Origin of the sequence: Pseudomonas sp. SJZ079 (assembly GCF_007993865.1) — a bacterium.
Taxonomy (GTDB): domain Bacteria; phylum Pseudomonadota; class Gammaproteobacteria; order Pseudomonadales; family Pseudomonadaceae; genus Aquipseudomonas.
On the sequence record NZ_VIUH01000006.1, the window covers coordinates 194,235 to 204,525 of the forward strand.

10 protein-coding genes are annotated in these 10,291 nt (G+C 57.4%); 7 read left to right on the plus strand and 3 right to left on the minus strand.

Annotation, left to right across the window (positions count from 1 at the left end; translation table 11 throughout):
• Positions 1 to 61 precede the first annotated feature (61 nt).
• The gene (locus tag FBY03_RS08650; RefSeq protein ID WP_147171786.1) at positions 62 to 610 is read left to right on the plus strand and encodes a cytochrome b; all 549 of its coding nucleotides are present in this window, start codon (positions 62 to 64) and stop codon (positions 608 to 610) included.
• 55 nt (positions 611 to 665) lie between these two features.
• On the opposite strand, the gene FBY03_RS08655 is transcribed toward FBY03_RS08650, so the two are convergent.
• Positions 666 to 2,567 (minus strand): potassium transporter Kup, encoded by a 1,902-nt coding sequence (locus tag FBY03_RS08655; protein WP_147171787.1) that lies wholly within the window; start codon positions 2,565 to 2,567, stop codon positions 666 to 668.
• Positions 2,568 to 2,742: 175 nt separating this feature from the next.
• Between FBY03_RS08655 and rimO the strand changes: the two genes are divergently transcribed.
• Together rimO and FBY03_RS08665 are read left to right on the plus strand one after the other, a co-directional pair.
• A complete protein-coding gene (gene rimO / locus FBY03_RS08660) occupies positions 2,743 to 4,065 on the plus strand; it encodes a 30S ribosomal protein S12 methylthiotransferase RimO (RefSeq protein ID WP_147171788.1) in 1,323 nt (440 codons plus the stop codon).
• Positions 4,066 to 4,212: 147 nt separating this feature from the next.
• Positions 4,213 to 4,572 carry a thiol-disulfide oxidoreductase DCC family protein gene (locus FBY03_RS08665; protein ID WP_147171789.1) on the plus strand — a complete coding sequence of 120 codons (360 nt, stop codon included), beginning with the start codon at positions 4,213 to 4,215 and terminating at the stop codon, positions 4,570 to 4,572.
• Positions 4,573 to 4,598: 26 nt separating this feature from the next.
• Here the strand turns inward: FBY03_RS08665 and FBY03_RS08670 are convergent, their stop codons facing one another.
• Positions 4,599 to 6,812: a glycosyltransferase gene (locus tag FBY03_RS08670; RefSeq protein WP_147171790.1), complete on the minus strand. Its 2,214-nt coding sequence runs from the start codon at positions 6,810 to 6,812 to the stop codon at positions 4,599 to 4,601.
• Between the two features lie 357 nt (positions 6,813 to 7,169).
• Positions 7,170 to 8,132, minus strand: a complete 963-nt coding sequence (locus FBY03_RS08675; protein WP_147171791.1) for an integron integrase — start codon at positions 8,130 to 8,132, stop codon at positions 7,170 to 7,172.
• A 160-nt stretch (positions 8,133 to 8,292) separates the two neighbouring features.
• Here FBY03_RS08675 and FBY03_RS08680 point away from each other — a divergent pair, with 160 nt between their 5' ends.
• The 4 genes from FBY03_RS08680 (at position 8,293) to FBY03_RS08695 (ending at position 10,134) form a co-directional block, all read left to right on the plus strand.
• Positions 8,293 to 8,631: a hypothetical protein gene (locus FBY03_RS08680; RefSeq protein WP_147171792.1), complete on the plus strand. Its 339-nt coding sequence runs from the start codon at positions 8,293 to 8,295 to the stop codon at positions 8,629 to 8,631.
• 110 nt (positions 8,632 to 8,741) lie between these two features.
• Positions 8,742 to 9,164 carry an NUDIX hydrolase gene (locus tag FBY03_RS08685; RefSeq protein ID WP_147171793.1) on the plus strand — a complete coding sequence of 141 codons (423 nt, stop codon included), beginning with the start codon at positions 8,742 to 8,744 and terminating at the stop codon, positions 9,162 to 9,164.
• Positions 9,165 to 9,253: 89 nt separating this feature from the next.
• Positions 9,254 to 9,598: a YqcC family protein gene (locus FBY03_RS08690; protein ID WP_147171794.1), complete on the plus strand. Its 345-nt coding sequence runs from the start codon at positions 9,254 to 9,256 to the stop codon at positions 9,596 to 9,598.
• Between the two features lie 98 nt (positions 9,599 to 9,696).
• Positions 9,697 to 10,134, plus strand: coding sequence for a hypothetical protein (locus FBY03_RS08695; RefSeq protein ID WP_147171795.1), 438 nt, complete (start codon positions 9,697 to 9,699; stop codon positions 10,132 to 10,134).
• Positions 10,135 to 10,291 lie beyond the last annotated feature (157 nt).

A 10,291-nucleotide genomic window follows, 5' to 3' on the forward strand; every position in this document is an offset into this window, starting at 1 on the left:
TAAGCTTGCGCGACTACTCTTGCCCACGCTCCATCTAAAGCCATGGGAAAGAGGATGTCTGATGAACCGAAACAACACTGAGGTGCGTTACAGCCGGCTGTCGATTGCCCTGCATTGGCTGATGCTGGTGTTGATCGCGGCGGTTTACGCCTGCATCGAACTCAAAGGCAACTTCCCCAAAGGCAGCGAATACCGCGACCTGCTCAAGCAGTGGCACTTCATGCTCGGGATGAGTGTTTTCCTGCTGGTCTGGCTACGCCTGCTGGCGCGCTTCGTCAGCCCCTCGCCGAAGATCAGCGGCGGCTCACCCGCCTGGCAGGCAACGTCGGCCAAGCTGATGCACTGGGCACTGTATGCCCTGATGATTGGCGCACCCTTGGCCGGCTGGCTGACCCTCAGCGCCGCCGGCAAACCCATCCCCTTCTTCGGCCTGGAACTGCCCGCCCTGGTCGGTAAGGACCCCGCACTGGCCAGGACCTTCAAGGAATTGCACGAATGGGCCGGCACCGCTGGCTACTGGCTGATCGGCCTGCACGCCGCCGCCGGTGTGTTTCACCACTTTATTAGTCGCGACGACACCCTCGTACGCATGCTGCCCGGGCGCAGCTAAACCAACGCATAACCCTTCACTCATGGCGGTGCGCTGTAGCCGCACAAACGACACTTCAGATTTCCACTTGTGAACCCAGCTCAATCACCCGTGCCAGCGGCAACTTGAAGTAGCGCAGGTTGCTGTTGGCATTACGCAACATGAAGGCGAACAGCGCTTCGCGCCAACGCGCCATGCCGATGCGCTTAGTGCTGATCACAGTCTCCCGGCTGAGGAACCAGGTGGTGCGCATCGGACTGAAATCCAGCCCGTCGAGGTGGCACAGGTGCAGGGCCGCCGGCACGTCAGGCGTGTCCATGAAGCCAAAATGCAGGATCACCCGGAAGAACTCCTCGCCATAGGCATCCACCTCAAAACGCCGTTCCGGCGCGACCCGCGGCTGGTCTTCGCTGACCACGGTCAACAGCACAATCTGCCGGTGCAACACCTGGTTGTGCAGCAGGTTATGCAACAGCGCATGGGGTACGGCATCCGGCCGGGCACTGAGAAATACCGCAGTGCCCGGTACCCGGTGCGGCGGCTGACGGCGAATGCTGTCGATAAACACCGGCAGCGACAGCGCGCTTTCGTCGAGCCGCTCCAGCAGCAACTGGCGCCCGCGCTTCCAGGTACTCATCAGGGTAAACAACAGCAGACCGACGAGTAGCGGGAAGATACCGCCCTGCAGAATCTTCGGCACGTTGGCGGCAACGAACAGGCTGTCGACCAGGAGAAAACCCAGTAGCAACGGAATTGCCAGCCAACGCGGGGTCGGCCACAACCGCAGCATCACGGCCGCGACCAGCAGTGTGGTGATCAGCATGGTGCCGGTCACCGCCACGCCGTAGGCTGCCGCCAGCGCTCCAGACGACTCGAAGCCGATCACCAGCAGCACCACCGCCACCATCAGCGCCCAGTTCACCACACCGACATAGATCTGCCCTTGCTCCTCGCTGGAGGTGTGCTGGATATGCATACGGGGGATATAGCCAAGCTGAATGGCCTGATAGGTCAGGGAGAAGGCACCCGAGATCACCGCCTGCGAGGCGATGATGGTGGCCAGACTGGCCAAGCCGACCAACGGCAGTAGCGCCCAGGACGGCGCCAATAGATAGAAAGGGTTGCGCGCCGCGCTGGCACTCTCCAGCAGCAGCGCACCTTGACCGAAATAGTTGAGCACCAGCCCCGGTAGGACCAGGAAGAACCAGGCCCGGGCAATCGGCTTACGGCCGAAATGCCCCATGTCGGCGTACAGTGCCTCTGCCCCGGTCAGCGCCAACACCACCGCGCCAAGGATGATCACGCCCACCCCGGGGTGGACGATGAAGAACTTCAGGCACCAGTAAGGATTGAGCGCTTGCAGCACCTCGGGCCGCCGCACAATCCCCTGAACGCCCAGCGCGCCCAGCACCAGGAACCACAGCAACATGACCGGCCCGAACAGGGTGCCGATACGCGCGGTGCCGCGCTTCTGGATCAGAAACAGCCCGACCAGCAGGACCAGCGCCAACGGCACCACCCAATGGCCAACGCCCTCGAAGGCGACCTCCAGGCCCTCCACCGCCGAGAGTACCGAGATCGCGGGCGTGATCATGCTGTCCCCATAGAACAGCGCCGTACCGAACAGGCCACACAGCGTCAGCACCCGGGACAATCGCGGGAACGCCGCTGTGGCACGTTTCGCCAGGGCCAACAGGGCCATCACCCCGCCTTCGCCCTGATTATCGGCACGCAGAATGAACAGCACGTACTTGATCGACACCACCCAGATCAGCGACCAGAAGACCAGCGAGAGAATACCGAGCACGCCCTCGGGGTTGGCCTGTACCCCATAGCGCCCGGAGAACACCTCCTTGAGCACATACAGCGGGCTGGTGCCGATATCGCCGTACACCACCCCCAGGGCGGCCACCAGCACGCCGAGCGACGTCGAGCCACCAGAGGCAGGCGCGTGCTGATCAGCGACGGCAATCTTCATCGAGGCGAGCATCCTGACGGGCCATTGGCGCAACTGCCGCGCCGACCTCATCACCAAGACAAGCCCAGAACCCGCGCCTTGACCAGCTTGCCAGGCTGGTCAAGAACGTTGCCTGCCGCTAGAATTGCGCACTTTTTGATCAAAGGCGCCGCCAAAGCGCCCTTCGAGGTTAGCCATGTCCACCCCCGCCACGCCAAAAGTCGGTTTCGTCAGCCTCGGATGCCCGAAGGCCCTGGTCGATTCCGAGCGGATCCTGACCCAGCTGCGCATGGAAGGTTACGAAGTCGTACCGACCTATCAGGACGCCGACGTGGTGGTGGTCAACACCTGCGGCTTTATCGACAGCGCCAAGGCCGAATCGCTGGAAGTGATCGGTGAAGCCATCGCCGAAAACGGCAAGGTCATAGTCACCGGCTGCATGGGCGTGGAAGAAGGCGCGATCCGCAGCGTGCACCCCAGCGTGCTCTCGGTCACCGGCCCACAGCAGTACGAGCAGGTGCTCAACGCCGTGCACGAAGTGGTGCCGCCAAACACCGCGCACAACCCATTGATCGACCTGGTGCCGCCGCAGGGCATCAAGCTCACCCCGCGCCACTACGCCTACCTGAAGATTTCCGAAGGCTGCAACCACAGCTGCAGCTTCTGCATCATCCCCTCGATGCGCGGCAAGCTGGTCAGCCGCCCGGTCGGCGAGGTGCTCGGCGAAGCCGAGCGCCTGGTCAAGGCCGGGGTCAAGGAACTGCTGGTGATCAGCCAGGACACCAGCGCCTACGGCGTCGACCTCAAGTACAAGACCGACTTCTGGAACGGCCAGCCGGTGAAGACCCGCATGACCGAACTGTGCGAGGCGCTGTCGAGCCTGGGCGTGTGGGTGCGCCTGCACTACGTCTATCCTTACCCGCACGTCGACGAACTGATCCCTTTGATGGCCGCGGGCAAGCTGCTGCCCTACCTGGACATCCCCTTCCAGCACGCCAGCCCGAAAGTACTCAAGGCCATGAAACGCCCGGCCTTCGAGGACAAGACCCTGGCACGGATCAAGAGCTGGCGCGAAATCTGTCCCGAGCTGACCATCCGTTCGACCTTTATCGTCGGCTTCCCCGGCGAAACCGAAGAAGACTTCCAGTACCTGCTCGACTGGCTGACCGAAGCCCAGCTCGACCGCGTCGGCTGCTTCCAGTACTCGCCGGTTGAAGGTGCGTCGGCCAACCTGCTCGACAACCACGTGCCAGACGAGATCAAGCAGGATCGTTGGGATCGCTTCATGGCCCACCAACAGGCGATCAGCGCTGCTCGCCTGCAACTGAAAATTGGCAAAGAGCTTGAGGTGCTGATCGACGAAGTGGACGAGCAAGGCGCGGTCGCCCGTTGCTACGCCGATGCTCCGGAAATCGATGGCAGCGTGTTTATCGGCAGCACCGCGGTCAAACCCGGCGACAAGGTACGCGTGCGCATCGTCGATGCCGACGAGTATGACCTCTGGGCCGACTTGATCTAAAGCGCGCCACCTCTGCTGGTTCCCCAGCGCGTAGCCCGGATGTAATCCGGGAAAAACGGCCAATTCCTCCCGGATTGCATCCGGGCTACGCCTCTTGCTGGCTCCTATAGACTGCTAACTACCCTCAGCGGCGAGGAGCCAACGACTATGGCCAGACTCAAGGTCTATTACGACGGCGCCTGCCCGCGCTGTGTGGCCGACCGCCGTCGCTATGAAAAGTTCCAGACTCGCAGCGACGACAGCGTGGAATGGGTCGATATCAGCGATCAGGAGGAACAACTGCGCGCGGCCGGCATCGACCCCTACCTGGCCCTGACCGAGCTGCACGTGCAAGACAGTCAAGGGCGCATCCACCGCGAGCTGGATGCCTATATCCTGCTGATGTCGCGCACCCCGGCACTGCGCCCGCTGGCTTGGCTGCTCGGCCTGCCCGGCCTCAAACCCATCCTGGCCTGGTGCTACCGCCGCTCGGTGCTGCGTCGCCTGCGCCGCGAAGGGCGGCTGTAAAGGAGATTGAGCAGGCTGCCATTCGACTAGCGGGCCTGCGAGGCCGCCAGGATAGTACCGTAAATGTCCTTGATATCCCTGGCGAACTGCTCGATCGAGTGTTCCTTAGCCAGTATCAAGGCATGCCGCGACATCTCGCCGCGCAGCGTTTCATCCTCCAGCAGCTGCGCCACCCGAGCACACCACTGCTCGAGTTTTTCCGGGGTTTTGAAGCCGCTATAGCCCTGCCTGACCACATCATCGATACCACTCGAACGCACCGCCACCACCGGCAACCCCGCCGCCATGGCTTCGAGTATCACCATGCCCTGGGTTTCCGATTTCGAGGCGAACAGGAACAGATCGCCCAAGCGGTAATAAAGGGCCATCTCCTCGGGCGGCACGGCGCCGATCAGGACGAAGTGGCGGCCCAGGTCCAGATCGTCGATGCGCGCCTGCAAGCGTTCACGCTGATGACCCTCGCCAATCATCAGGAAGCGAAATGGCCGCTCGGTTCGCGCCCTCAGACTGGCGATGGCATCGATCATGAAGTCGATGTTTTTTTCATTGGAGAGTCGGCAAACGCTGAGCAAGACGCGCTCCTCGCCGATGCCCAGGGACCGCCTGAGCGTCGCCACCTGCGCCTGCGTCACCGCCTGAAAACGCTGGTATTCGATGCCCGTGGGCTGCACAAATGCGGGCGTTTTGACCCCGATCATGCGCAGGTATTCCTCGGCGGAGTAGGTGGGCACGATCACCGCATCGCATTTGCTGGCAAAGCGCTTGATCAGGGCATGGGAAATCAGGTTGCGGAACAGCATGCCGGGCAACGGCACGAAGTGGGCGTAGTGCTCCAGGCGCGTGTGGTAGGTAAAAACGCTCGGCACCCGCAGGCGATGAGCCAGGAACAGACCCAGAGAGCCCAGCCAGAAGGGATGGTGTACGTGGATTAGGTCCGGGCGGAAGCTTTTCACCTGCCTGGCAATGCGCCCCAGGAAAATATTGGCCAGACGGAACTCGTGTTTCGCCCCGAACGCCAGAATTGACGGCACCCTGATAACACCCCGCTCATCAGGCGGCTGGTTGCGGTAGCTGGGCGCGACGATGAGCACCTGGTTGCCTATCGCTTCAAGCCCTCGCCGCAAGCGCTCGATTGACACGGGAACGCCACCGATAAAGGGCAAATAGTTGTTGGTGAACATGGCGACCTTCAGGGGCTTGTCTACCCAGGGCGACGCGTCCAGATCGAAGTTGGGGTAATAATCACGCTCAGCAAACACCAGCGCATAGAGCTTGATCGCCGCAATGCTGAGCACGCTAATCAGCAGAATGAAGTTCAGATAGCCCACATAGAACAACGAATAGATAAAGAACCAGAGGCTTTCCAGCTGTTTGAACAGCGGCGTTTGCCCCGCCTCTAAACGCTGCAGCGTCGTGCCGATACCCTGCTCGGAGACCGACACCGTCAGGTAATGGTGGAAGCTGGCCTCGTCATTCAGCACCAGGCCACCGGCGCCCCCAGTGGTGATGAAACGCGTGCCGGCCTGCTGGTGTTCGGAAAACAGCGGCAGGTTGGCGGAAAATACCGCATCGACCGGGTTCTCACCGATCAGCTTCATCAGCGCCTCGCGAAACGCCGGTGGCTGCAGGTAATCCTGCTCTTCGGCAAACACGGCACTGCCTGCGCTGCGCAGCAATGGCTTGCCGGTAAACAGGAAGCGGTGCTGGGTATCCCCCAGACGCAGCAGGTCCTTCAACCAGAGCATCTGCCAGTGCCAGGAGGTCTTGCCGGTGCTGTCGAGAAAGATGAAGCGGCTGTTGCCGGCACGAAAGCTGAAAAAGTGCGGACCGAAGTGCTCGTAAAAGCGATAGCTGCCGAAATCTTCGTACTCATGTGCGCCAAAGGTCAGCAGGTAAGGCACCCTCAAGTGACTCAGGCTGCCGTACAGCGCTCGGTATTTGTCCTCACCGCCGCCGCTGACCGCATTACCGGCGGAGATCATGAAGTCGACGCCAGAGGCATTGAGCAGCGGAATGATGCGCCGCTCGAAGATGCCGACGGAGTTGTTGATGTTACCCACCACCGCGAAGCTGAAGCGCTCTCGGCCCTCCAGCCTGGCCTGAATCTGCTCGACCTGCGTGGTATGCGCCGCAGCAAAGTCCGGCAACCAGAAGTTCAAATAAGCCTTGTAGCCCAGCAGCAGGCAGACAATCAGCACATTGCCATAGAACAGGGCCTTGAGCGGACTGCGGAATCTCATAAAAGACTTATCCGGCTACGAGCCCGAGCGTACCGCTGCGCCGCCAGGCGATGATCACGAGAAGATCGATGGCGACAAAGGCCCATCCACCATCATCAGAAACGAACGATTAGCCCTCAACCAACTAAGCATAGTCATCGCGCCATGCATCACACTGCAGCAGAGCCAGCAGCGCCTGATTGAACTTGAACGAGCACGACTGCCAGCACCATGAGACATCGAATGGCCCTGACGGGCACAGGAACCCTACTGCTGTAGAGCGGGCCCAGGTCATCGCAACGGCACCCGCACGCCGCCATCCGGCCAAGCCGTACAGCCGTGCGACAACGGCGTCACTTCAGCGATGGCCGAATCCGCTCAGCGATCCAGCGGGCTCAACACCCCCAAGCCGCCGCGATTAAGCACATGGGTATAGATCATGGTCGTTTTAACATCCGCATGACCCAACAACTCCTGAACCGTGCGGATATCCTGGCCGCTCTCCAGCAGATGCGTGGCGAAGCAATGGCGTAGCGTGTGTGGGGTGGCGGGCTTGACGATTCCCGCCGCCCCAAGGGCCGGCTTGAAGGCGCGCTGTACCCGCTTCTCATCGAAATGATGCCTGCGGCGCACCTTGGAGCGCGGATCATTGGATAGCCGCCCCGCCGGGAACACGTACTGCCAGCCCCACTCACAAGGCGCACTCGGGTACTTGCGGGCCAACGCAAAAGGCAGATAAACCTCACCAAACCCCTCGTTCAGGTCGCGCTCATGCAAGGCCTTAACCCAAGCAAGATGAGCCAGCAGCGCAGGGCGCAACGACTCGGGAAGGAGAGTAACGCGATCTTTCATACCCTTGCCGTCGCGGATCACAATCTCCCTGCGCGCGAAATCAACGTCCTTGACCCGAAGTCGTACCGCCTCCATCAAACGCATACCAGAGCCATACAACAAACCGGTAATCAAGGCCACCTCACCAGAGAACTGCGCCAACAGCAATTGGGTTTCCTCGCGCCCCAGTACCAAAGGCAAACGTTCTGGCTGTTTCGCGCGCACCACCGCATCCAGCCAAGGCAACTCGATGTGCAACACCTGTTTATAGAGAAATAGCAATGCGGCCAACGCCTGGTTCTGCGTAGAGGCAGATACATTGCGCCGAACCGCCAGGTCAGACAAAAACCGCTCAACTTCCGCCGCCCCCATCTCAGCCGGGTGGCGCAACCCATGAAAACGAATGAACTGCCTCACCCACTTCAGATAGACAGCCTCGGTACGAATCGAATAATGTCGAACCCGGATCTGCTCACGCAGTTGATCCAACAATTTTGGCTTGCCATCCATGGTGTATAACTCCTTTTTGCTCTCAGCAATCGCCTAGAAAGGCCAGAGTAGACAAGGATAGTCAAAGATGACAAGGAACGTTATGCACCAAATGGTGCGTTTATACACACCATTTGGTGTCTAATTTTAGTTAGATGCTTTACAAAACAAAGAGGGAACTATGCACGAAGTGAAAATAAAAGAGTTGAACCTCAAAGATACCCTGAGAATCTTGTGGGGGTTCTTGTGGCGAGGACTCACAATAAGCGTGGCATCAGTGCTTGCAGGCGGCATATTGGGGGCAATATTTGGCTTCATCGCAGGGCTAATCATAGCCCTATCCGGAGGAAGCAAAGAAACAATAGAAAGCATTGCAGGTATTGGTGGGGGAGTTCTCGGCCTAATATCTGGCATATTCCTCTTCTATATTTATATTTGCTGGCTTCTCAAAGCAAAATTTGGAAAATACAAATTAGCTCTCTTGGAAGAGCAACAAGAGCAACACCCAGCTTCGGTGTAGGGCACCTAACAAATGGTTCAAACCGTTCGCTTCGCTCACTGGGACGGGCTAAAGCCCGCCCCTTAACCAAACGTTAAACGTCAAAAACTTAGAAGTGTCCGCCCGTACAGATGAAAAACATAAGAGCAAAAGCCGTATGTATATTTCGCAACCAAGATAAAGTACTTCTTGCACAGGGCTTTGATCCTGCTAAAAATGAAAAATATTTATCTCCTATTGGTGGTGGCATTGATTTCGGTGAGCAATCTGCAGATGCAGCAATAAGAGAAGTTAAAGAAGAGCTAGGCACAGAAGCTCATGAACTACAGCTTCTTGGTGTCATTGAGAATTTATTCATCTTTGACGATAAAGAAGGTCATGAAATTGTATTTATTTATGAGGGAAAATTTAAAGACAATAGTTTTTACCAGAAAAACATGATCTCAGGCGTAGAGAGCAACGGTTATACTTTTGAAGCACGCTGGTATGATGTGAACAGTCTAAATAGCAGCGGCGTTCCAGTTTATCCAAATAGCATAGTAAATCTGCTGTGATTGCCGTTTAACAATTGGTTCAAACCGTTCGCTGCGCTCACTGGGACGGGCTAAAGCCCGCCCCTTAACCAAACGTTAGCAGCCATTAAATGAAAATCTTCGACATATTCAAGAAAACTAGATCCGAGAAATCGCAGCGGGTTACGACCAAGCTTGACGAAGTTGAAAGCGAAATGAAAAGAATCGGATTCTGGAGCCCTAGCCCACCAGAGTTCAAGGTCAACAATTACCTTGAGGCTCCTTCGTTTGAGCTTTGGCTCCAATGCGTTTTTATACCAAACGCACGCAAAGCCGCCAAAGAAGAATCCTATCCCAAAGACAGTCAGGTTGGGCAAATGGCAATGCGTCAATACGATTACCATAGCGTTGTAGAGGAAGCTCAAGCTTTATTACAGCTTCTCAATGAATTCGATTCGATCATACGCACCAAGTAAATGGCTGCTAACTATGCGCTCAAATCGTTCGCTTCGCTCACTGGGACCGGCTAAAGCCGGCCCCTTAGCTTAATCGTTAGACACTGCAAGGAAATTTTGTGGATACATCAACGAAGGATCGCCTCACTGCAGCAGCAACCCCTGTTATGGTTTTGGTAGTTTCTTATGCACTTACACCATGGTTAATATTATTACTCCCTCCTATGCTCTACTATATATACAGAAAAATATCATTCAGCTTATCAAAAGACACAACACTAAAATTTTTTGACTTGGTTTTTTCGATATTTCTAATAGCCTTAGGGGTAGGCGCAATAATTGGCGCACTATTAATTGTTGCCCGCGACGGCGAATTCACAATACCTCTTGTATCAAGCGGACTACTAAAAACCATCTTTTCAATTTCCGCAGCGTTCTACTTGGTGGGAAGCTCAATCATGCTAAGCATCAAATCTTTTAAAGAACAACCGTACACGCCAAAGCTTTCAATGGGTATTTTTGAAGCACTGAGAGGCAAGCGCGTAAGCAGCGTCTAACAACTGGTTCAAACCGTTCGCTTCGCTCACTGGGACGGGCTAAAGCCCGCCCCTTAACCAAACGTTGAGGCTGTAGAAAAACCTGCTGTCAGCCAATCCGCAGGCTGATAATCTCAAGCTCATCCAATCGCAGGGAGGCGCCGGGCGATGCCACGGT